General features: G+C 51.9%; 24 protein-coding genes. 10 read left to right on the forward strand and 14 right to left on the reverse strand.

Features of this window, described 5'->3' with window-relative positions:
* Window positions 1-31: 31 nt before the first annotated feature.
* Window positions 32-883 (reverse strand): CvfB family protein, encoded by an 852-nt coding sequence (locus KNP82_RS12130; protein ID WP_029596042.1) that lies wholly within the window; start codon window positions 881-883, stop codon window positions 32-34.
* A 288-nt stretch (window positions 884-1,171) separates the two neighbouring features.
* Here KNP82_RS12130 and KNP82_RS12135 point away from each other — a divergent pair, with 288 nt between their 5' ends.
* The 5 genes from KNP82_RS12135 (at window position 1,172) to KNP82_RS12155 (ending at window position 4,721) form a co-directional block, all read left to right on the forward strand.
* Entirely contained in the window at window positions 1,172-1,321 is a 150-nt protein-coding gene (locus KNP82_RS12135) for a hypothetical protein (RefSeq protein ID WP_021067792.1), read from the forward strand.
* 128 nt (window positions 1,322-1,449) lie between these two features.
* Window positions 1,450-1,692, forward strand: a complete 243-nt coding sequence (locus tag KNP82_RS12140; RefSeq protein WP_021067793.1) for a hypothetical protein — start codon at window positions 1,450-1,452, stop codon at window positions 1,690-1,692.
* An 83-nt stretch (window positions 1,693-1,775) separates the two neighbouring features.
* Window positions 1,776-2,036 (forward strand): hypothetical protein, encoded by a 261-nt coding sequence (locus tag KNP82_RS12145; RefSeq protein WP_029596043.1) that lies wholly within the window; start codon window positions 1,776-1,778, stop codon window positions 2,034-2,036.
* Window positions 2,037-2,130: 94 nt separating this feature from the next.
* Window positions 2,131-2,832 carry a lysophospholipid acyltransferase family protein gene (locus tag KNP82_RS12150; protein ID WP_214828153.1) on the forward strand — a complete coding sequence of 234 codons (702 nt, stop codon included), beginning with the start codon at window positions 2,131-2,133 and terminating at the stop codon, window positions 2,830-2,832.
* Entirely contained in the window at window positions 2,829-4,721 is a 1,893-nt protein-coding gene (locus tag KNP82_RS12155; protein WP_214828155.1) for an ABC-F family ATP-binding cassette domain-containing protein, read from the forward strand. The genes KNP82_RS12150 and KNP82_RS12155 overlap by 4 nt, the downstream gene beginning before the upstream one ends.
* A 9-nt stretch (window positions 4,722-4,730) precedes the next feature.
* Here KNP82_RS12155 and KNP82_RS12160 read toward each other — a convergent pair whose 3' ends face one another.
* The 6 genes from KNP82_RS12160 to KNP82_RS12185 all read right to left on the reverse strand — a co-directional run bounded on the left by KNP82_RS12160 (window position 4,731) and on the right by KNP82_RS12185 (window position 8,781).
* Window positions 4,731-5,276 carry a GNAT family N-acetyltransferase gene (locus KNP82_RS12160; protein ID WP_214828157.1) on the reverse strand — a complete coding sequence of 182 codons (546 nt, stop codon included), beginning with the start codon at window positions 5,274-5,276 and terminating at the stop codon, window positions 4,731-4,733.
* A 5-nt stretch (window positions 5,277-5,281) separates the two neighbouring features.
* Window positions 5,282-5,917, reverse strand: coding sequence for a response regulator (locus tag KNP82_RS12165; RefSeq protein WP_021067798.1), 636 nt, complete (start codon window positions 5,915-5,917; stop codon window positions 5,282-5,284).
* Window positions 5,914-6,942 carry a sensor histidine kinase gene (locus KNP82_RS12170; protein ID WP_021067799.1) on the reverse strand — a complete coding sequence of 343 codons (1,029 nt, stop codon included), beginning with the start codon at window positions 6,940-6,942 and terminating at the stop codon, window positions 5,914-5,916. The genes KNP82_RS12165 and KNP82_RS12170 overlap by 4 nt, the downstream gene beginning before the upstream one ends.
* Window positions 6,939-7,631, reverse strand: coding sequence for a cell wall-active antibiotics response protein LiaF (gene liaF / locus KNP82_RS12175; RefSeq protein WP_021067800.1), 693 nt, complete (start codon window positions 7,629-7,631; stop codon window positions 6,939-6,941). Before liaF ends, KNP82_RS12170 begins: the two co-directional genes overlap by 4 nt.
* 87 nt (window positions 7,632-7,718) lie before the next feature.
* Window positions 7,719-8,375, reverse strand: a complete 657-nt coding sequence (locus KNP82_RS12180) for a PspA/IM30 family protein (protein ID WP_021067801.1) — start codon at window positions 8,373-8,375, stop codon at window positions 7,719-7,721.
* 22 nt (window positions 8,376-8,397) lie between these two features.
* Window positions 8,398-8,781: a lmo0954 family membrane protein gene (locus tag KNP82_RS12185; protein ID WP_021067802.1), complete on the reverse strand. Its 384-nt coding sequence runs from the start codon at window positions 8,779-8,781 to the stop codon at window positions 8,398-8,400.
* Window positions 8,782-9,025: 244 nt separating this feature from the next.
* On the opposite strand from KNP82_RS12185, the gene rsgA reads away from it, so the two are divergent.
* Together rsgA and KNP82_RS12195 are read left to right on the forward strand one after the other, a co-directional pair.
* Entirely contained in the window at window positions 9,026-10,000 is a 975-nt protein-coding gene (gene rsgA, locus KNP82_RS12190) for a ribosome small subunit-dependent GTPase A (RefSeq protein ID WP_214828159.1), read from the forward strand.
* A 208-nt stretch (window positions 10,001-10,208) separates the two neighbouring features.
* Window positions 10,209-11,435 (forward strand): NAD(P)-dependent malic enzyme, encoded by a 1,227-nt coding sequence (locus KNP82_RS12195; protein WP_021067804.1) that lies wholly within the window; start codon window positions 10,209-10,211, stop codon window positions 11,433-11,435.
* Between the two features lie 39 nt (window positions 11,436-11,474).
* Here KNP82_RS12195 and pflA read toward each other — a convergent pair whose 3' ends face one another.
* Window positions 11,475-12,191, reverse strand: coding sequence for a pyruvate formate-lyase-activating protein (gene pflA / locus KNP82_RS12200; protein WP_021067805.1), 717 nt, complete (start codon window positions 12,189-12,191; stop codon window positions 11,475-11,477).
* A gap of 56 nt (window positions 12,192-12,247) precedes the next feature.
* Complete coding sequence (pflB, locus tag KNP82_RS12205) at window positions 12,248-14,494, reverse strand: formate C-acetyltransferase (RefSeq protein ID WP_021067806.1); 2,247 nt, start codon at window positions 14,492-14,494, stop codon at window positions 12,248-12,250.
* A 360-nt stretch (window positions 14,495-14,854) separates the two neighbouring features.
* Between pflB and KNP82_RS12210 the strand changes: the two genes are divergently transcribed.
* The 3 genes from KNP82_RS12210 to KNP82_RS12220 are packed head-to-tail and all read left to right on the forward strand — an operon-like array spanning window position 14,855 to window position 17,136.
* Window positions 14,855-15,277: a hypothetical protein gene (locus KNP82_RS12210; RefSeq protein WP_021067807.1), complete on the forward strand. Its 423-nt coding sequence runs from the start codon at window positions 14,855-14,857 to the stop codon at window positions 15,275-15,277.
* Window positions 15,278-15,331: 54 nt separating this feature from the next.
* The gene (locus tag KNP82_RS12215) at window positions 15,332-16,498 is read left to right on the forward strand and encodes a DEAD/DEAH box helicase (RefSeq protein ID WP_131472465.1); all 1,167 of its coding nucleotides are present in this window, start codon (window positions 15,332-15,334) and stop codon (window positions 16,496-16,498) included.
* Window positions 16,495-17,136: a hypothetical protein gene (locus tag KNP82_RS12220; protein WP_214828161.1), complete on the forward strand. Its 642-nt coding sequence runs from the start codon at window positions 16,495-16,497 to the stop codon at window positions 17,134-17,136. The genes KNP82_RS12215 and KNP82_RS12220 overlap by 4 nt, the downstream gene beginning before the upstream one ends.
* A gap of 29 nt (window positions 17,137-17,165) precedes the next feature.
* Here the strand turns inward: KNP82_RS12220 and KNP82_RS12225 are convergent, their stop codons facing one another.
* The 5 genes from KNP82_RS12225 to KNP82_RS12245 all read right to left on the reverse strand — a co-directional run bounded on the left by KNP82_RS12225 (window position 17,166) and on the right by KNP82_RS12245 (window position 20,859).
* Window positions 17,166-18,266, reverse strand: coding sequence for a hypothetical protein (locus KNP82_RS12225; protein ID WP_214828165.1), 1,101 nt, complete (start codon window positions 18,264-18,266; stop codon window positions 17,166-17,168).
* Window positions 18,267-18,276: 10 nt separating this feature from the next.
* The gene (locus KNP82_RS12230) at window positions 18,277-19,083 is read right to left on the reverse strand and encodes a hypothetical protein (protein ID WP_214828167.1); all 807 of its coding nucleotides are present in this window, start codon (window positions 19,081-19,083) and stop codon (window positions 18,277-18,279) included.
* Window positions 19,080-19,760: an ABC transporter ATP-binding protein gene (locus KNP82_RS12235; RefSeq protein WP_214828170.1), complete on the reverse strand. Its 681-nt coding sequence runs from the start codon at window positions 19,758-19,760 to the stop codon at window positions 19,080-19,082. Before KNP82_RS12235 ends, KNP82_RS12230 begins: the two co-directional genes overlap by 4 nt.
* A complete protein-coding gene (locus KNP82_RS12240) occupies window positions 19,738-20,130 on the reverse strand; it encodes a GntR family transcriptional regulator (RefSeq protein WP_029596052.1) in 393 nt (130 codons plus the stop codon). The genes KNP82_RS12235 and KNP82_RS12240 overlap by 23 nt, the downstream gene beginning before the upstream one ends.
* A 123-nt stretch (window positions 20,131-20,253) precedes the next feature.
* Entirely contained in the window at window positions 20,254-20,859 is a 606-nt protein-coding gene (locus KNP82_RS12245) for a kinase (RefSeq protein WP_058765724.1), read from the reverse strand.
* Between the last annotated feature and the right edge of the window lie 29 nt (window positions 20,860-20,888).

Here is a 20,888-nt window from a genome sequence, read left to right on the forward strand (position 1 = left end):
ACTTTTTATAGCCACCTGGACATGAGTTATCTTATTTCAATTTATAGCCATTGTCGAGTTTTTCAACTTGCTTTTCTTTCAGCAGTTTCCCGAGCGCCCGTTTGAACGCTGCTTTACTCATCCCGAACTCACGATCGATCACATCCGGCGCCGTCTTGTCGCCGTAAGGCATTTGGCCGCCGCGCTCTTCAATGTAGGCACGGATACTTTCCGCATCCGGGTCGATCGCCTCATAGGCCCGAGGTTTCATTGAGACGAGGACCGTCCCGTCTTGCTTCACTTGTGTCACGCGCACCGTCAATTGCTCACCGAGGCGCGGCCAACGTGTCATCTCTGCTTCATGTAGGAAGCCAAGCGACTCGTTCTCGACCCAGACGTTCACACCGACGTCGCGTCGATTGACGACGATTGCCTGCACATCTTGGTTGCCCCACTCTTCTTTGGCGGGACGCGCCAATAAGTTCAAGTACGCATAATGAGCCGGTTCGCCGAGGAGGCGGCTCTTTTGGTCGTACTTGAGACGAATGCATAGCTTGTCTCCTTCTTTCGGCCAATACGACCGGTTCTCAGGAAGATCATCTAATGAGACGAGTACATCTTTTTGAATCCCGATATTGACGAACACACCCGTGTTATACCGGACCCCTGTCACTTCATACCATTCATAGTCATCGAACGTGACACTAGGAATCGTCATCGTCGAAGCGAGACGTCCTTCCGAGTCGTGATAAAGGAAGACGCGTACCGTCTGTCCGACCGCAACTTCTTCTGTTTGTTCTTTTCGATGAAGGAGTACCTCTTCGCGACCGTTTCCGATAAACACTCCAAAATCAGCTGAACGTTCCGCGACCAAGTCTACTACTTCTCCTGCACGTAATGCCATACAATCCACATCCTTTTTCATCTATTACTGTCAGTATACCTACCTACACACGTTCCTAATCATATCATGTTCGATTTCATTGCTCCGCTTAATTGTGTCTAAATTGTGAACGAGAGACGAAGACGCATATGACCGATTGGCGAGCATTCTAACGTCTTTATTTCAACTTTTGTGACAATTTTGTGAACGTGCATTTTCCATCTAGTATCCACATTTTGAAAACGTTATTATTAAGGAAGTGTTGTTTAACGAATTAGGTTTCAGCCATGGCCGAACGGGGGATAATAAATGTTTGATGTTCAATCTCGATCATTTGCGAAGCGCTTTATGAAAGGCTTATTGATTGCTTTCTTCGCGCTACTCGCTTCACTTAGCTTCATTTTCTCAAACGGAGTCGATACAAACGTATCTTCATCCGTCACGATGGTCCAAGAGTAAACGCCCTCTCCTGACAGAAGGCGTTTTTTTGTTTTGTTCCGACAAAAAAAGGGATTTTTTGTGCAGCTGTCGAACGAACATAACGTTCGGCTTTTACTATTGAATCATCTGGGAAGGGAGAGCCACTCATGCTATTTTATTTTCTCACCACGATTCTTTCGGTCGTCGGTTTGTCCGTCTCGCTCCAAACCGGTTTTTTCAAAGACCCGATCGGTACATTCCTGTTCGCCGTATTGCTCGCCATGGGCTTATCTTCATTTAAACAGTTAGTCGCACAAACGAACGTCTTATTGATTGAACGCCGCAACCAGAAAAAAATCAAACGCATCGTGGCACGTATGCATTCAAGTACACGTAAACGTTCTACATAACACTCGTCTTCACCCTCCACTTTTGTTATTCTATTGTAGACAGAGAGCAAAACGGACTCAACCCGTAGGAGGCACAAACACGTATGAATGAAATCCCTTTATCGAACGAATGGCTATTACGTTATTCACCTGTCATGGAGCTATGGCTGAAAGAAGACGGCATCTTGCTCGTCGACGATGACAACCGGATTCGACTCACCCTCGAAATCGGCACTGATCACGTCATGCAGTTCAAGAGCATCGATCAAGACGGGGCTTACTTTGCCGTGGACCCGGTGAATAAACGAATCACGTTCGAACTCGAGGAAGAAGAAGAGGAAAGCGAATCTCGCTTCTGGGAATAAGGATTCATGCCGAAGAGTCGGATTCTCGCTTAGAGAAGAAGACTCTTTCTTCGTGTCCAGACTAACAGTTGTACGATTGAAAGGAGAATGACTCATGATCCGCACCGCCATCTGGTTTATCACCTTTTTTGCCGTCTTACCGCTGACGCTTCCGTTCTATCCGAAAGCGAAACGGCTGACGCCGCCCGAACGTTACGCGTACGTTCAAACCGTCGCCTATACATGGGCAAGCTTTCTACTCCGGATTGCCGGCGCTCGCGTCCGCGTTCACGGCCAAGAGAACATTCCGAATGAACCGGTCGTCTACGTCGCGAACCACCAAGGGAACTTCGATGTCCCGATCATGATCACGGCGACAAAACATCCGAAAGCGTTCATCTCAAAAATCGAAGTTCAAAAGTTCCCAATCATCCCACGTTGGATGGAACTAATGGGTTGTATCTTCATCGACCGCAGCGACCGCCGCCAGTCGATTAAAGCCATCCGCTCCGGCGTCAAGACGATTCAATCCGGCCAATCGATTATCGTCTTCCCGGAAGGCACCCGCTCGAAAGGCGGGCCGATTAAAGAGTTTAAAGCCGGCAGCCTGACGCTCGCCACATCAAGTGGCGCCAAGATTGTCCCGGTTGCCATCAAAGGCAGTCATCATTTGCTCGAAACGAAAAATCGTATCACCCCTGGGACGGTCGACGTCACCTTTTTACCGGTCATCGATCCGGCCGACGTCCCGAACAAAGAAATCGCCGCGCTTGCGGAGACGAGGATTCGCCGCGTTGTTGAAGGAGAAGAATCATGAGCTTATTAACGATTGAAGGTATCCACAAAGAATTTGCAGATAAAGTGTTATTCGATGACGTCACGATGACGATTCATCCAGGCAATCGCATCGGTGTGATTGGAGTCAACGGCTCTGGAAAATCGACGTTTTTAAAAATCGTCGCTGGCGTCGAGACGGCAGACCGCGGTTCGATGCAACATCCGAACGACTATCGGATTCGCTATTTGACGCAAACGGTCGATTTCGATCCGAGTCAAACGATTTTGGACGCCTTGTTCACGAGTGACACCCCATCCGTTCAAGCGTTGAAGCAATATGAACTGGCCCGCCAAGCACTCGAGGCAAACCCGACGAGTGAACAGTGGTTGGGACGCTTCATGAAAGCCCAACAAGCAGTCGATGCAGCCGACGCTTGGGAGACAGAGGCCAAGTTGAAATCGATTTTGAACCGGCTCGGCCTTCCGGATGTGACGGCAGAAATCAGTTCGCTCTCCGGTGGACAGCAGAAACGGGTCGCTTTGGCCGCCGCCCTGCTCGATGAAGCCGACCTGTTGTTGCTCGATGAACCGACGAACGAACTCGACGCCGATACGATTGCTTGGCTCGAGACGGTTCTGGCCGATTATCGAGGTGCCATCTTACTCATCACCCACGACCGCTATTTCTTGAATCGAGTCACGAACCACATTCTCGAAATCGCCGACGGGACAAGTTATTTTTATGACGGCAACTATGAGCTCTTCCTTGAAAAACGCGCCGAACGAAAAGCCCGGTCGCATTCGATGGAACAGAAACGCCAAAACATCTTGCGCCGCGAGCTCGCCTGGTTGCGCCGTGGCGCCAAAGCCCGAACGACGAAACAGAAGGCGCGCATCCAACGCGTCGAAGATTTGAAACACCAAGAGGCGCTCGCCGAGGATGAGGCGCTCGAAGTGTCCGTCGGATCACGTCGTCTCGGGAAAAAAGTGATTGAAGTCGAGAACTTATCATTCGGCTACGACGACAAGTTGCTCATCCAAGACTTCACGTGGTTGTTCGGACGACGTGAGCGGTACGGCATCGTCGGACCAAACGGTAGCGGGAAGACGACGCTCATGAACTTGCTCGCCCATCGCCTTCAGCCGACGCAAGGGACGGTCGTCCATGGCGAGACGGTCCATCTCGGCTATTACGGGCAACAAGTCGAGTTTGAGGACACATCGCGACGCGTCATCGATGAGATTGAACGGATTGCCCAAGTCATTTATACGCCGGACGGCGAGACGATCACGGCCAGTCAGATGCTCGAACGGTTCCTGTTCACCCCGGACGCGCAATACAAACCGATTGCCAAACTATCAGGTGGCGAGAAACGTCGCCTCGTCTTGCTCCGGATTTTAATGGACGAGCCGAACGTACTGTTTTTGGATGAACCGACGAACGATCTAGATACGGAGACACTGTCTGTCCTCGAGGACTACTTGGAGTCGTTCCCAGGTACGGTCATCGCCGTCAGTCACGATCGCTATTTCTTAGATCGGATTGCAGAGCAACTTATCGCCTTCGAAGATGGGACGATCAACGTCTATCACGCCGAATACAGTGATTACTTGGCCACACTCCAAGAACAGACGAAGCAACAAGTGAAGAAAGAATCGAAAGAAAAGAAAGAGCGTGTCAAAGTCGACGTCGTCAAATTCACTTTCAAAGAGCAGAAGGAATGGGAAACGATTGAGGAAGATATTGCATCGCTCGAATCTGAGATTGAAGCAGCGGAGGCTCGGCTCGCTATAGCCGGAAGCGACCTCGGCAAAGTGAATGAACTGTATGCCGATATTGCCGCGTTGAAAGAAGCACTCGATGCGAAGATGGAGCGTTGGGAATATTTATCGGAGATTGATGAACAAATTCAAGCACAGAAGAAATGAAAACAAGGATCACGCGTCGGCGTGATCCTTGTTTGTCGTATAGCCATATACATGCACATCGTGCGCGCGGTCGCCTTGTCGCATATAGTGACGGAGCGTCCCTTCCCGCGAGAAGCCGGTCTTTTCGAGCATTTGTTGCGACGCGACGTTCTCGGTGAAGACGATGGCCCCGACCCGTTCCATCTCGCCTGTCTGCGCGGCATAGGTTAACGCGGCCTGGAGCGCTTCGGTCGCATATCCGTGACGCCAATAGTTCGGGTGAATTTCATAGCCGACTTCGGCACGTCGATGTCGCAGCGCTCGGTTATGGAATCCAATCGTTCCAATCAAGTCGGACGACTCTTTCGTCACGATGCCCCAGCGCATCACCGCACCGGATTCAATCCCTTCGAGCATACCGGCTAGCATCTGTTGCGTCTCCACGATGGACGTGTGAGGTTCCATTCCGTAGTAGCGCAAGACGTTTGGGTCTGAAAAGATGGTAAACAGCCGTTCAGCGTCGGTCACGTCGAGTTGTCGTAATCGGAGCCGTTCCGTTTCAATCGTTGGAAGCATCCCGTTCACCCTTTACTGACGATGTTATGTTGAAATGCATAGACGACAGCTTGCGTCCGGTCATAGACGTCGAGCTTCGTCAAAATGTTGGAGACGTGCGTCTTTACCGTCTTCAACGAGATGTATAGTTCATCGGCGATGACTTGGTTCGACTTTCCTTCTGCCATCAACTGCAAAATCTCACGTTCCCGGGCCGTTAGACTCTCGTGCAACGTCTTTTCCGGGTGACGGAGCCGCTCGAGCATCTTGCCCGTCACTTGGGCGGCCATGACGGGATTGCCCGCTGCCGTTTGACGAATCGCATCAGCGATCTCATTGGCGTTTGCCGTCTTCAAGACGTAACTCATCGCCCCGGCCTCGATGACGGGATACACTTTTTCATCATCTAAGAAGCTCGTCACGACCAAGATTTTAGCGTCTTTCCAACTCGCCTTGATCCGTTTTGTCGACTCGACCCCATCGACAGGTTCCATTACTAAATCCATCAAGACCACATCCGGCTTTTCTTGGATCGCGAGTTCCGCTCCAGTCGCGCCGTCCGATGCCTCTCCGACGACTTCGATGTCAGGCTGCGTCGACAAGAACGCCGAGACTCCGGCCCGCACCATCTCATGGTCATCAATCAATACGACTCGAATCATTGTAACCCCTCCACTTGTTGTTTCACACGCACTTCAATCTGAGTACCGACGCCGGGCACACTGACGAGTCGTAACGTCCCGCCGACCTCAGCCGTCCTCTCTCTTATCGATTGTAAGCCATATGAGGCGACTTGTGTATCATCGACATTAAAGCCGATGCCGTCGTCGTTTATTTTTAAGATGACCGTTTGTTGCACGGTCCGCATTTCGATTTCGAGTCGCTTCGCTTTCGCATGTCGAAGCGTATTGCTGATTGCTTCTTGAACGATGCGGAACAGTTCATTTTCGGTGTGACGCGACAACTCGACTTCTTCGAGGCGCCAGATGAGTTCGGTCGATTGTTTGCGCGATAGCTCTTCTAACAGTCGCTCGATACCCGTCTTGAGCGTCATCCCTTCAAGTTCGACGGGACGAAGTTGCAATAAGAGCGAGCGCATTTCGGCCTGAGCCGTTTGCGCCATCACTTCGACTTGTTCGATTTGTTTGGCGGCCACGTCCGGCTTCGCCTCGATCGTCTGCTTGGCTGCCGTCGTCATCATCGAGATGGCGTACAGTTGCTGACTGACCGAGTCATGTAACTCTCGGGCGACACGGCGCCGCTCCTCAACGACGGCTTCACTGCGCGCTTCCTCGACACTGACAGGCCGGTCACCGACCCGTTTCGCCATCTCGACCATTTCTGCGCGCTGTTTCGAGATGCGTGCAATCCGTTCGAGTGTATCGCGATAAGGCGACAGCGGACGGAACGTGATTTCTTTTTGATTCTCGAGCTTCCATAAGGCAATCGCCACTTCCCGGAAGTCACGGCGCAAATAAAAGTACGAACCGACCCCGAACACGCTGCCGATCAAGACGGCGATGACGAGGATAGACACACCGAAAGGCAACCCTTCTTCACGTGTGAACAAATCTCGGAGTGAAGTCGAGTCACCTATTAAAAATGCAATCGTGACGAACAGTGCCGTCAAGAGGCTACTGAACAGTTGATGCCAGACAACGGTCCTTGGATACGAGTCCTTCTTCATACAGTCATCACCTCGACACTTCCGCTCATGAGCACGATATGAATCCGGACTTTTCGCGTCGCTGACGCGTAATCGTCCGATGCCGTATAAAAGCGACGATTGAACACGGGCGAATAATTCGATTCGTCGACTTGAATCTTGCCGAACCCGATCGAGGCGTCAATCGAGTAATCGTAACCGGCCGGAATGAGAATCCGGATATCCCCGGCGAGCCCATTCAACAGTAAGAACGTCTCTCCTTCCGGAATAATCGCGCGCGACAAGTCGAGTTCAACGTCACGCAACAAGAAAAATTCATTCGTGTCTTGGAGCACGTAGTGACCACTTTCTTTCGTCCCGAACGTAAACGCCTGTTCTTGACGGATATGCGACTTGAATCGGCTCGATTCGAGCGGACGGTTTTTATACAGCCGATAACCGAACATGAGCAATAGACCCGACAGCACGAAACCAAATGCCGCCGACGAAAAGATGAGTCCGACGAGCATGATGCCGCCAATCCCGTAAAAGATATAGCTGACCGGCTGATTGCCTTTGCGGCTGAACCGTCGTCCGATATAAAGTAACAATAACGGGACGACCATGCTGAAGAGGACGCTGTTTCCACCCGTCACGATATCGATAAATAGTCCAATGGCAAACAAAATAATCATGAATCCGATGATTTGGCGTGTGTTCCAACGTTCCACGTTGCTTCCCCCTCTCTGACAGTATGTACAATGAAGCAAAGAAGCGATGGCCCAACTCATTCGCCGGACCATCGCTGAACCGTTGCGTCAGTCTTGTTTGAAACGACGCTCAAGTTCTTTTAGTTTTGCTTCGAAATCATCTTCATCCGCTGCATCGATTTTCTCTTCAGCGGCCGGTTCTTGCTTCTTCTCTTCTTCCGTGAACGGATGAGTCTTCGACGTCTCCGCTCCGAAGATTTGATCGAGCGCACCTTTCAATAAATCCAGGTTTTCTCGCATCGCGAACTCATAGCGTTTGTTTTGCATCTCATCGAGTTTCAGTCGCATCTCGAGGGCACGGCGCTCGAGGGCGTCGAGTTCACGCGCTCCTTCGTCGAGCAACCCTTCAAAGTAACGATACTGCTCACCGTAATGCTTCGACTCGAGTGCGGCCCGCTCCGCGAGTTTTTCTTCGCCCGCTTGTTTGGCGAGCTCGGTCTGCTCGTAACGCTTATCCGCCATCAGTTTAGCGTCATCACGTTTTGTCGCCAGCTCATCGAGGAGCGCTTTTTGACGTTCGACGAGACGTTCGACGGACATCGCTTCTTTTTCAGCACCACGGATGTGGCGGTTCAACTCGGCCTCCCCGCTCGAACGCGGTGCCGAACGTGGACCCTCTTTATCTTGGAACTTCTTCATCTCTTTCGACAATTCTTTCGTCAACTCGTTAGCTAAATCACGAAACTGGTCAAATGGTGTTTTCATCATAATATCCTCCTTGTGAAGCTTAGCGACGGTTTACAAACTTCTGCCACACTTGATCAAACGATTGAAAGCTGCTCCGGTTCGCACGCGAGCCGTCCGCATTCAAAATCTCGACGTCTTGTTTTTGGTTGGCATACATCATATACCCTTTAAACAATACCCATGCCACCACAATCCCGATTAACGCCCAAATATTCGATAAAATTGTGATGATCCCGATCACGGCAAGCGCGCCGTAACCGATTTTTGCGCCGACATGTGTCACGGCCATGAATCTGACTCCAGCCCACAGTGCTAAGAGCGCCCCCAAACCGAACATGATCATATTCGGTAAAAAGCCGATTAGAACGAGAACTAAAGAGATCGCGGCCACGATGAACAACACTTGTTTCACCTGGCGATTCATCTATCATCCCTCCTCGTTAAGTACACTCTTATCATAATACGTTATTTTTTATAGCGCGACGAGCGCAAGGCCCGTTTTCCCTCGGTCTATAGACTGAGATGATAGCGTTCTCAAATCCTGTGCTATACTAAAGGCATCGAACAATGAAAGGATGATGTTTTATGAGCACCGTATTCAACGCAGTATACACCTTGTCAGCCAATCGGAGGGCGACTGTCCTCCATCACTAAGAGGAGGATTCTATTTGAATCAAGCAACAATCACAACGGGGCGTGTCACGGCACAGTTCCAACATATGTACACGGTCACGACCGAAAATGCAGCCTACACGTGCAGCGTCACCGGGAAATTCCGACATGAGGCTGAAAGCGAGCGCGACTATCCGGTCATCGGTGACTTCGTCGAGTTCACCGTTCGCGAACACGGTCAAGGCGTAATTCGACGTCTCCTTGAACGGCGCACTGTCCTATCACGGGCAGCCGCCGGCAACGAGACGCGCGAACAGCTGATCTGTGCGAACGTCGACTTTATCTTAATCACGATGGCGTGCGGACACGATTTCAATCTGCGTCGGCTCGAGCGTTACTCGCTCGCCGCGTGGGAAACTGGCGCCACGCCGTTCATCGTCTTGACGAAATCGGACCAAGTCGACAACGCAGATGCACTCGTCGACGAACTTACGTTGACAGTGCCTGGGGTCGACGTCTTCCCTGTCAGTTCAGTCACTGGTGACGGCGTCGAAGCGTTGCGAGCCGCACTGCCGAGCGGAAGCACCATCGTGCTCGTCGGCTCGTCCGGTGTCGGGAAATCGACGCTGACGAACGCGCTCGCCGGGACGACCGTCGCCGAGACACAGGCCGTCCGCGAGAGCGATGAACGCGGCAAGCATACGACGACGCATCGCGAACTGTTCCAGATTGACGATTTGTTCGTCATCGATACACCGGGGATGCGTGAATTTGGCCTTTGGGACGGGGCCGATCACCTCGACGATACGTTTCGGGATATCGAGGCGCTCGCCGAGGCGTGTCGGTTCCGGGACTGTTCACACCAGACCGAACCCGGTTGTGCGGTCCGCAAGGCGATTGAAACCGGGATGCTCGACGCGAAGCGCTATCAAAGCTTCGTCAAGCTCGAGCGTGAACTCCGCTACGCCGAAAAACGACAAGCGGAAGTGGCTCGTCTCGCCGAGAAGAAGAAACGAAAAACGAAAGCTTAATCTACGAAAGGAGTCACAGAAAAACTGTGGCTCCTTTTTTGACCTTCCTGACCTAGCACCAAGTCCTATCAGCAATCCGACATTTGTGAACAACCGTTCAGAAATAGTTCGCCCAAATGCAGGTAAAACCCTCGAAAGTAAGCGGTTTCTCCGTTACAATGGACTCGTATTGTCACAGATTAAAATCGCTAATTATAGGGAGAGACTTATGAAAACATTGAACGAACGCGCACTCGAGATGCATGCCTTCCATCACGGAAAATTGGAAACGACACCGAAAGTCGACGTCGACACGAAAGAAGCACTCAGCCTCGCCTATTCGCCTGGCGTCGCCGAACCGTGCCGTCGCATCGCCGAGGATAAAGAGTTGTCGTATGACTACACGCTCCGCGCCAACACGGTCGCCGTTGTCTCGGACGGGAGCGCCGTGCTCGGTCTCGGCAATATCGGTCCAGAAGCCGCACTGCCGGTCATGGAAGGAAAAGCCGTCTTGTTCAAAAGCTTCGCTGGCGTCGATGCGTTTCCCATCTGTCTCGACACGCACAACGTCGATGAAATCGTCCGGACGGTCGAACTGCTCGCACCGACGTTTGGTGCCGTCAACTTAGAAGACATTAAAGCACCCGAGTGTTTTGAAATCGAAGCCCGTTTGAAACAATCGCTCCCGATTCCTGTCTTCCATGACGACCAGCACGGGACAGCCATCGTCGTTTTGGCCGGTCTCGTCAACGCGTTGCGCCTCGTCGATAAAACGATGCCTGAACTCCGTGTCGTCATGAACGGTGCCGGGGCCGCGGGCATCGCCATCGCCAAACTGTTGAAGCGTTTCGGTGTCGAGGACCTCGTCATCTGTGATACGAAAGGCGCGATTTACGAAGGACGCGTCGAAGGGATGAACCCGTTCAAAGATCAAATCGCCAAAGCGACGAATCGGAAGCAACACGAAGGATTGCTCGCCGACGTGCTTCAAGGTGCCGACGTCTTTATCGGTGTCTCGGCGGCCGGGGCCGTCACGGAAGACATGGTCCGCTCGATGGCCGTCGATCCAATCATCTTCGCTCTGGCGAACCCGATTCCGGAGATTATGCCAGACCTCGCGACAAAAGCCGGGGCGCGTGTCGTCGCGACCGGCCGTTCCGATTTCGCCAACCAAGTGAACAACGTCCTCGCCTTCCCAGGTATTTTCCGGGGCGCACTTGACGTTCGCGCCAGCGAAATCAATGAGGAGATGAAGGAAGCGGCCGTCCACGCGATTGCCGATTTATTGACCGAAGAAGATTTGGCGAACGGTGTCGTCATCCCGAGCCCATTCGATGAACGAATCGCACCGGCCGTGGCGGTCGCGGTCGCCAAAGCCGCCGTCGAGACCGGCGTCGCCAAACGTCCTCTCGATGAGGCCGCCATCCGTCAGCACGTCAGTCAAAAACATTTGTAATCCAAAAACTGCGCAGACCATGATGGTCTGCGCAGTTTTTTAAACGGTTCCTTGTAAAATCCCTTCCGCCCATTCGACTTCTTCCGTCGTCGGGGGTTTAATTCCTTTGAGCGGATAGTCGAGACCGAGCGCCTCCCATTTATAGACGCCCATCTCATGGTACGGCAAAATTTCGACTTTCTCGACGTGGTCGAGCTTTTGAATGAACGCTGCCGTGCGGCGGAGCGCTCCTTCATCAAGTGTCCATTCCGGGACGAGGACGTGGCGAATCCACATTTTCGTTCCGCGCTCGGATAAATGTTCAGCGAGCGCGAGCGTGTTGACGTTGCTCCGTCCTGTCAGTTTCTTACACATGTCATCGTCGATATGTTTGATATCAAGCAACACGAGGTCCGTATGGTCTAAAATCGCATCCAAGTTAGGGGGACGGAGTGCACCGGACGTGTCGAGTGTCGTATGAAGCCCGTGTTTCTTTGCTTCACGCAAGAGCGCCTCTAAAAACTCTGGCTGCGCGAGCGGGTCGCCCCCAGAAATCGTGATGCCGCCTTTTGACGCTTCCATGAACGGACGATAGCTGAGCGCTTCTTGAATGACGTCCTCGGCCGAACGATGGTTATTCTTTTTGAAATCCCACGTGTCAGCATTGTGGCAATACAAGCAACGAAGCGCACAACCTTGTAAAAAGACGATAAAACGAATTCCCGGGCCGTCAACGGTTCCAAACGATTCGACCGAGTGTACATATCCCATTGTCATCGAAATGACCTCCTAACGAATGAGCGGCCCTCGAGTGAAGGCCGCCAAGCCTTTGTTTACAATGAACCGTGGAACGTCCGGTTGATGACGTCGATTTGTTGCTCCCGTGTCAATTTGATGAAGTTGACCGCATAGCCAGAGACACGAATCGTGAGCTGTGGATATTCTTCCGGGTGCTCCATCGCATCGAGCAACGTCTCACGGTTGAAGACGTTGACGTTCAAGTGATGTCCTTTATGCTCGCCGCCCATATAACCGTCAAGGAGTGCCGCCAAGTTGAGTTCACGGGCCACTTCTTCTTTACCGAGCGCTTTCGGTACGATTGAGAACGTGTATGAAATTCCGTCTTGTGCGTGTTCGAACGGGAGTTTCGCGACTGATGAGAGCGACGCAGCTGCCCCTTTCGTATCGCGGCCATGCATCGGGTTCGCACCAGGTGCGAACGGTTCGCCGGCGCGACGTCCGTCCGGTGTGTTCCCTGTCTTTTTGCCGTAAACGACGTTTGATGTGATCGTCAAGACCGATTGCGTATGGAGCGCATCGCGGTACGTTTTATGCTTGCGTACTTTTTGCATGAACGACTCGACGAGCTCGACGGCAATCGCATCGACACGGTCGTCGTTGTTGCCGAATTTAGGGAAGTCGCCTTCTGTCTCGAAGTCGACGGCAATGCCTTGCTCGTTGCGGACCGGTTTCACGGTCGCATATTTGATGGCTGAAAGACTATCCGCCGTGACCGAGAGGCCGGCGATGCCACATGCCATCGTCCGTAAAATCTCAGGGTCGTGGAGCGCCATCTCGATTCGTTCGTATGCATATTTATCATGCATGAAGTGGATGACGTTGAGCGTGTTGACATAGAGCTCGGCGAGCCAATCGAGCGTCCGGTCGAAGTCGGCATACACTTTGTCGTACGTGAGCACGTCCTCGGTGTTCATCTCCCAAACCGGTGCGATTTGGTCGCCGCTCTTCTCATCACGGCCTCCGTTCATGCTATAAAGGAGTGCTTTCGCCATGTTGGCGCGGGCTCCGAAGAACTGCATCTGTTTCCCGATTTTCATCGGTGACACACAGCAGGCGATGCCGTAATCGTCACCGAACTCTGGAAGCATGAGGTCGTCGTTCTCATATTGGATGGCGGACGTCTCAATCGACATCTTCGCACAATATTGTTTGAAGCCTTCTGGCAATTTCGTCGACCAAAGCACCGTCAAGTTCGGTTCTGGTGCTGGCCCGAGGTTCGAGAGTGAATGCAAGAAGCGGAACGAGCTCTTCGTCACGTTCGAACGTCCATCCTCACTCATCCCACCGATTGACTCGGTCACCCATGTTGGGTCACCCGAGAACAATTCGTTGTAGTCAGGCGTGCGCAAGAACTTGACGATTCGAAGCTTCATGATGAAGTGGTCGACGATTTCTTGAACGTCCGACTCGGTCAAACGACCTGCTTCGATGTCACGTTCTGCGTATACATCGAGGAATGTCGAGACACGTCCAAGTGACATGGCGGCGCCGTTCTGTTCTTTGACGGCTGCGAGATATGCAAGGTATACCCATTGGTACGCCTCTTGTGTATTTTCCGCCGGACGGCCGAGGTCAAACCCGTACGCCGCACCGAGTTGTTTCAACTCTTGGAGGGCCCGGAGCTGCTCAGACATTTCTTCCCGTGTCCGAATATCTGCCTCTGATAAGAAACCGCCACGGTTCGCCAAATCTTTTTTACGTGCGGCAATCAAGAAGTCTAACCCGTACAAGGCAACGCGACGGTAGTCGCCGATAATCCGTCCACGGCCGTAAGCGTCAGGAAGTCCTGTGATAATCCCTGACTTCCGTGCTGCTCGCATCTCAGGTGTATACGCATCGAAGACACCTTGGTTATGCGTTTTGCGGATTTCCGAATAAATCTTTGTGATTTCAGGGTTCGGCTCGAAGCCATACGATTCAAGTGCAGCGTCGACCATTCGGATGCCACCGTTCGGATGAATCGAACGTTTGAACGGCTCGTCCGTTTGAACGCCGACCACTTTCTCGAGCTCTTTGTTTAAGTATCCCGGTCCGTGCGAGACGATTGTCGATGGGTTGTTTTGATCGACGGCCCAAACACCACCGCGTTCCCGCTCTTCTTTCGTCAATTCCATCACTTGTGCCCAAAGACGATTCGTCGCTTCGGTCGGTCCGACGAGGAAACGGTCGTCTCCTGTGTACTCATGTCGGTTCAAACGGATAAACTCACCGACGTTCACTTCGTTCGTCCACTGCCCAGGTACAAATCCTGACCAGGCTGATTTAATTTCGGTTGCCATTGTGGGTCACTCCTCATAGTTGAGATAACTGCGTGCTTTCTATAAGTTGAGTGTACGTGAAAACGTGAACATTATGTTTTACATTCTTGTGAAAGTTGTAACAATCTCATGAACGTTGGCGTGAAGCCGTTTTTGTAAGCGCTTTAAATTCTGTTATAACGTATTTCTCATTAACTATGAAACAGATAAATCACGTCACGACGCAATTCAAGTCGATTCTGTATCATCTGAATTCGGATGTGACGATTTGTACAGTTTTTAGTGTGATGTATATCACGACTCAGGGATAGAACTTGAATTTTTGCCTTACATCGGACACAATGAAGGCAGAACATTGTAGAAGAGGAAGGGGTTCTTCCCATGACGTACGAATTATTGACAGCTGATCACGACTTGAAAGCCGGTGACCGCATCTCCCTTAAAGTAGAAGCGAACGGTGAACAACGTGATGGATTTATCACAGAATTTGAAGACGCAGGTTTTTGGATTCGGTTTGACGACGACATCGAAAACGAGGATTTCATCGACTACCGCGATAACTTGCTCGTTGCTCTCATCTCGCGCCCGATTGACGTGGCAGCGACGTATCCAGAGCTCGCTTCATACGAACGGTTGACGAAAGAATTGCAGTATCGTGTGTATCAAGGCTTCACCGTCGAAGGCGTCGAGGCGTCGGCTGACCAAATCGATGTGCACATCAAACTCATCGAGGACGGACAGACGTTCACACAGACACTCCGTTCTTCATTCGACCAAGATACTGAACATGTTCGCTATATCTAAGACAGGGAGCGCTTATGCTTCCTTTGTTTTTGCCCCACGATAAGGAGAATTGATATGAACTTTACAAAACCATTTATTAACGAAGCCTGGGATCGCCTTGGCTTTACTGAACCAATGCCGGTCCAAGCCGAAGCCTTCCCGCTTCTTCTTGACGGAAAAGACGTCACGATCGAAGCGCCGACAGGTACCGGGAAGACGCTTGCTTATTTGTTACCCGCCATTGAAAAAATCGACACCTCGAACGACCGGATTCAAGTCGTCATCGTCGCGCCGACGCGTGAGCTCGTCATGCAGATTCAAACGGTCGCGCAACGCTTCACCGAGAAAGGTGATGTCCGCATCGCTTCATTTATTGGCGGTGTCGAATTGAAACGTCAAATCGACCGCTTGAAGAAAAAGCCCCATTTGATTGTCGGGACACCGGGCCGACTCGTCGAACTGATCGACAAGAAAAAATTGAAGCTTCATGAGACGCACACAATCGTCCTCGATGAAGCTGACCAAATCATCGATAGCGGATTAACAGAAGCTGCCGAACGCATCATCAAGCACACGGCGCACGAACATCAAATCGCCCTCGTATCGGCAACGCTCACAGACACGCTTCAAGCATGGGCTGCCCCGTTCTTGAAGGAGCCGGCACACGTGAAAATCGAACGAGCTGTGAGCAGTCAAGTGACGTACGGCTATATGTTGACGACACGCCGCTATAAGCCGGAATTGCTTCGTCGTTTGTCACATGTCAACGGCGTCAAAGCGCTCGCTTTCATCAACAACCGCTCATTCTTGCCACCACTCAGAGGCGAACTCGATAAAATGAAAGTGAATTACCGGATGCTCGACAGCCTAAAAGGGAAACGCGAACGCGTGGAGACGCTCCGTGAATTCCGGAAAGGCGACTATCCACTTCTCATCACGACGGGTCTCGCGGCCCGTGGTCTCGACATCGAAGAAGTGACGCACGTCGTCCACTTCGATTTGCCAGAATCGATTGATGACTTCATTCACCGCTCGGGCCGGACGGCACGCGGGAATGCGGCCGGGACCGTGCTCTCGCTCGTGACGGATGAAGACTTGACGCACTTGAAATCGTTCGCTCGCCAGCTAGGCGTGGAATTGAAAGAACTCGAGATTTATCGTGGCGATGTCATCGAGAAACGGATCGAAGATAAACCGCCGGTCGTGAAGCGTCCTGCGAACAAACGAGGACCGCGCCGATGAAAAAAGACCGGAAAGTAATTCCATTCCCTTTGCTTGTAGAAGAGTCCGAATTGCTGGCCGAGCTGAAAAAGTTGTATGAGCAAGCCGCGCTCGCGCGCAGCACACATTGGACGAACTATATTCAAGAGATCGCCTCGGAAGGCACATGGCAGTTGAAAGACGCCGAGCTATTCCGCGACCTGTTCATCGACTGGGCCGTCTTCTTCGAGACGGACGAGGAAGGGATGACACCGCACGGCCGCTACTTGGCAGATCAAAAAGCCGACATGTCCCCCGCCCTCTATCACGCGCTTCGGGGCTTGGCGGTCCCGCGCTGCTCGGTCTTCGAAGTGACCGAGGACGGTTTACGCGATTGGGAGACGAAAGAAATCTACAAAGTGACGCTTCCGGAGGCTCGTGAACCGGGCGATGTGATGCTCGGCAAACTGCTCGATATCCGCGGCAACTGGCGGTTCGGATCGGCGTTCCTCGCCCTCCCGGCGAAGATGGCCGGTAACGTATCGGACCTGTATATCGATTTCACCGACGAGGTCGGTCCAGGTGCGTTCCTCGACCAGTTCCCGGAGTTCTGTGCGGAACTGATCGACATGTTGCTTGATTTAGAAGAAGGGATTATCATCCCGAAACCATCAAAATAAGCGAGAGGCGCCCGCCTCTCGCTTATTTTTTATTCCACGTAATATTCTGTGTTGGTCACCAATGCTTTCGCCTCATCGTTCGTCGCTTTCACGACGGCGCTCGAAATGGCTTTTCCATCTTGATAGACGTCGATGACGGCCCCGTCTTTCGTCGGGCGCGCGTGATACAGGTGGTCACCGACGTATGACGTCGTGCCGACCGAACCATCGATGACTTGACGCGTCGATTGCTTCCCGGTCTTCAAATCGACGACCAGTTCGGTCCCGTCTTCCTGTAACGAAATCAATTGATCCTCGTACACCGTCGCGTTCCACATGTCACCGTCTGGCATCAATTCAATCACTTGCTTCGTATCCACATCGTATGCGTAAACCCCAATTTTGTCCTGCTCGCTAACATATGATTCTCCTCCTTCGGTGACGGTCGTCTGTTCGGTCATGCCAACCGGGATGAATCGATTGTCAGCGGCAATCGTCGCCATATAAGGACGAAATGCCCAGGAAGTTCCTCTTACAGTCGAAATCGCCTCGTCTCCTAGCTCCAAGCTTTCCATCGTGATCTGTTTCGCATCTTCATCGAACCTGGCGATTTTCGTTTCTGATTTTGTCCCGTATCCGTTGCGATAGATGACGTGTATGTCACCTTCATGGACAAACAGACCCGCCCAAAGGCCATTCATGATTTCCGTCGAACCGTTGACGTCTTTCCCGAAAACGTGTTTGGTCACGTCCTGTCCGTCAAAACGGAACACTGCAATCTCTTTGTTGCCATTCTGTCCGACCCCGATATAGCCGTCAGGCGTCCGGATCGACTGCACGAACGTCAGACCAGAGAGCTGTCGATAAAATCCGCGCACGGACGCATCGACCTCGTCGTCATAAGCCAACGCCTGTTCGATGTAACTCGAATTGGTCGTCACACGACTTCCATCGGTCGTCAACTCGAAACGTTCATTGCCGCCTTCCTCTGTCTGGTAATAGACGCTCACCGTCTGCTCTTCCCAAATCTCCGGATTCGACGTGACGGCCAACTCCCACTCGGCTTTCGTCTCCCGCATATCGACAGCAAACGTCCCGAGGCCAATGACGACAACCGCGCCGAGCGCGGCCACATTCCACATTCGTTTCATACGTTCCACCTCACACACTTAGTTTCTTCGTCAAATAGCGACGACCAATCCATATCGCCGCTATCATCCATGCCACTAACCCGATGCCGATCACAAGCATCAACTCGTCCATGAACAACCGGTTTTCTAGAAAATAGAATGCCAACATAGGAACGAGAAGCAGCGTCCCGAGCATGACGAGCGCAAGGATCGGCGCCCATAACGTCCGTTGCCATAGACTCCGTTCTATCAACACGAACGCAAAGATGAACAAGATGACGAGCACAATCAGCACTTGATGAATTAGAAAATTGACGAATGAGGCGGGATACATGACGGAGAGCGCCCCATCGAAGCGAATCGCCTGTTCGAACGTACCGCTCACGGGAACCATCTGGGAATCGAACCAGCCGGTGAACGCTATGTATTGAAGTTTGAGCGCAATCCATTGGACCGATAAGAGGCCGAGCACCATCAACATCATCGTCGCGAGCTTCGCTCCGAAGACGAGCATCCGTTGTTGCGGCATGAGCAACAGCCGCATCATGAACGTCCCGCGTCCTTGGAAGTCGCGGTACCAAATCCAAAAACTATAGAGCAACATCGCGGCGACGGCCACGCCGATCGACAAGATGAAAGGCGTCCCGCCGATATAATTTCCGAACGCCATGACATAATCCGGCGTTCCGGTACGACGCATCTCTTCATACATGTTCGTCTCGCTCCATAAGAAGATACCGAGCCATGCGAACTGCGTGACGACGAGCAATGTGATTAAGATGAGATACGGTTTCGTCATCCGCTCGACTTCCCATCCGAGTAGTTTCAATAGATTCATGCGCCATACTCCTCTCTCATGACGTCGACGATCGACTTCCCATGAATGAAGCGGACGTCCTCGACGTCGAACTCACGGACGATTCGACCGTTGTTCAACATGACGGCCTTATCGACCAAATATTCGATGTCTTCAATCTCATGCGTCGTGATCAAGACGCCGCGGTCTTCCATGATGTCACTCGAGAACAACTCGACGATTTGTTCTTTCGAGAATACGTCGATGCCCGAGAACGGTTCGTCGAGCAATAAATAGTCCGGGTCTTGGGCGATGCCGAGCGCCAAATTCACTTTCGCGAGCGTCCCTTTTGAGAGTTCATTCAACTTGTCCTCGGGGAACAGCTTGAACTCATCGACAAGACGGGCAAACAATTTCGGGTCGAACTTTGGATAAAAGTCGCGCATGAACGCCTCGCACTGTTCAATGGTGAAATGGATGGGGAACGTCGAATGGTCCGGTACGAACGCGACACGATTCAAATCGATCGGTTTGCCGTCGACAAGCACCGTCCCCTGGTCGAACGGCGTCAGTCCCATGATGCCTTTTAAAATCGTCGATTTCCCGGTACCGTTCAACCCGATCAAGCATGTGATTTCCCCTTTTTGGGCCGTGAACGACACCTCTTCGATGACTTGTTTTTTGCGGTAACGCTTCTTAACTCCCAGTACTTCGATCATGAATATTCCCCTCCCCGTATTGCCGTTTGATTTTATCGACGAGCTCATCCATCGTGACGTCAAGTTCTTGAATCGATTCGACAAAGACAGCGACTGCCTCATCGACGAGTTCCGTGCGGATGCGTTTCAATACATGTTCATCGGTCGTCACGCGGCTCGGACGGTTCCGTTCGGTCGTAATCAATTGTTGTTCCTCCATCTCTTTGAACGCCTTTTGGACGGTGTTCGGATTGATTTTCAGTTCGGTCGCGAGCTCACGTCGCGACGGCATCTCTTCGCCCGCCTGCAGTTCGCCAAGCGCCATCTTCTTTTTGAAGTAATCGACGACTTGAATGTAAACCGGGGCTCTCGTGTTGAATTGTATGATCATGTTGTCACCTCTCTAAGTGTATGATGCGACTAATACACTATCTAACTGTATTATCACCATAGTACACTAACCGAGTCAACAGTTTTTTCCAAAACAAAAACGCATCCCCTATAAATGGATGCGTCAACTAGATGAAACGATTTGATCGGCCTGGGCTTGCGGGTTGATCGTTTTGATGTAATGCGCTTCTCCCGGCCAATACCGGCGTTCGTACTTAGCAAGCCGCTCCGACAAGTCGCCGATATACGTATCACGATTCAAGACCCGTTCATACCGGACTTCCCGCGGACAGTCGAGATAGACGATGTAGTCAAAATAAGGACGCCACTCGTCCCGCAATAAGAAGATCCCTTCGATCAAGACAAGTGTGTTCGGAGCAATCTCAATTGTTCGCATGTTGACCGCGTCCTGGTCTCGCTCATAATACGGCAACGTCAAATTCGTCTGCCCTTCCCGAAGCGGTTTGAACAAGGTCTCCACGAGCAACTCGACGTCCCATTGGAGCGCATAATATTCCATCGCCTCTGACTGTCCCGTCGCGTAACGTCGGTGCCGCTCGACGATAAAGTCGTCGATATGTAACACCATTTCATTCGTTGCAATCCCGCGTAGTTGTTCGACCATCGTCGTCTTTCCTGCCCCGCTCAACCCGTCGATCGCGACGAGGAACGGACGTCCTTGCTCATGACTGGCGTGCGCCGTTTCAATGACTTGTCTCACCGTATCCATTCTGTCCCTCCTTCACAAATAGAAAAAGT

Origin of the sequence: Exiguobacterium sp. s26 (genome assembly GCF_018618235.1) — a bacterium.
In the GTDB taxonomy this organism is placed as follows: Bacteria; Bacillota; Bacilli; order Exiguobacteriales; family Exiguobacteriaceae; genus Exiguobacterium; species Exiguobacterium chiriqhucha.

Coding starts and splice junctions, on each gene's coding strand:
- KNP82_RS12130 (WP_029596042.1), bottom strand. CDS start 883: ATGGCATTACGTGCAGGAGAAGTAGTAGACTTGGTCGCGGAACGTTCA.
- KNP82_RS12135 (WP_021067792.1), top strand. CDS start 1,172: ATGTTTGATGTTCAATCTCGATCATTTGCGAAGCGCTTTATGAAAGGC.
- KNP82_RS12140 (WP_021067793.1), top strand. CDS start 1,450: ATGCTATTTTATTTTCTCACCACGATTCTTTCGGTCGTCGGTTTGTCC.
- KNP82_RS12145 (WP_029596043.1), top strand. CDS start 1,776: ATGAATGAAATCCCTTTATCGAACGAATGGCTATTACGTTATTCACCT.
- KNP82_RS12150 (WP_214828153.1), top strand. CDS start 2,131: ATGATCCGCACCGCCATCTGGTTTATCACCTTTTTTGCCGTCTTACCG.
- KNP82_RS12155 (WP_214828155.1), top strand. CDS start 2,829: ATGAGCTTATTAACGATTGAAGGTATCCACAAAGAATTTGCAGATAAA.
- KNP82_RS12160 (WP_214828157.1), bottom strand. CDS start 5,276: ATGCTTCCAACGATTGAAACGGAACGGCTCCGATTACGACAACTCGAC.
- KNP82_RS12165 (WP_021067798.1), bottom strand. CDS start 5,917: ATGATTCGAGTCGTATTGATTGATGACCATGAGATGGTGCGGGCCGGA.
- KNP82_RS12170 (WP_021067799.1), bottom strand. CDS start 6,942: ATGAAGAAGGACTCGTATCCAAGGACCGTTGTCTGGCATCAACTGTTC.
- KNP82_RS12180 (WP_021067801.1), bottom strand. CDS start 8,375: ATGAAAACACCATTTGACCAGTTTCGTGATTTAGCTAACGAGTTGACG.
- KNP82_RS12185 (WP_021067802.1), bottom strand. CDS start 8,781: ATGAATCGCCAGGTGAAACAAGTGTTGTTCATCGTGGCCGCGATCTCT.
- KNP82_RS12195 (WP_021067804.1), top strand. CDS start 10,209: ATGAAAACATTGAACGAACGCGCACTCGAGATGCATGCCTTCCATCAC.
- pflA (WP_021067805.1), bottom strand. CDS start 12,191: ATGACAATGGGATATGTACACTCGGTCGAATCGTTTGGAACCGTTGAC.
- pflB (WP_021067806.1), bottom strand. CDS start 14,494: ATGGCAACCGAAATTAAATCAGCCTGGTCAGGATTTGTACCTGGGCAG.
- KNP82_RS12210 (WP_021067807.1), top strand. CDS start 14,855: ATGACGTACGAATTATTGACAGCTGATCACGACTTGAAAGCCGGTGAC.
- KNP82_RS12215 (WP_131472465.1), top strand. CDS start 15,332: ATGAACTTTACAAAACCATTTATTAACGAAGCCTGGGATCGCCTTGGC.
- KNP82_RS12220 (WP_214828161.1), top strand. CDS start 16,495: ATGAAAAAAGACCGGAAAGTAATTCCATTCCCTTTGCTTGTAGAAGAG.
- KNP82_RS12225 (WP_214828165.1), bottom strand. CDS start 18,266: ATGAAACGAATGTGGAATGTGGCCGCGCTCGGCGCGGTTGTCGTCATT.
- KNP82_RS12230 (WP_214828167.1), bottom strand. CDS start 19,083: ATGAATCTATTGAAACTACTCGGATGGGAAGTCGAGCGGATGACGAAA.
- KNP82_RS12235 (WP_214828170.1), bottom strand. CDS start 19,760: ATGATCGAAGTACTGGGAGTTAAGAAGCGTTACCGCAAAAAACAAGTC.
- KNP82_RS12240 (WP_029596052.1), bottom strand. CDS start 20,130: ATGATCATACAATTCAACACGAGAGCCCCGGTTTACATTCAAGTCGTC.
- KNP82_RS12245 (WP_058765724.1), bottom strand. CDS start 20,859: ATGGATACGGTGAGACAAGTCATTGAAACGGCGCACGCCAGTCATGAG.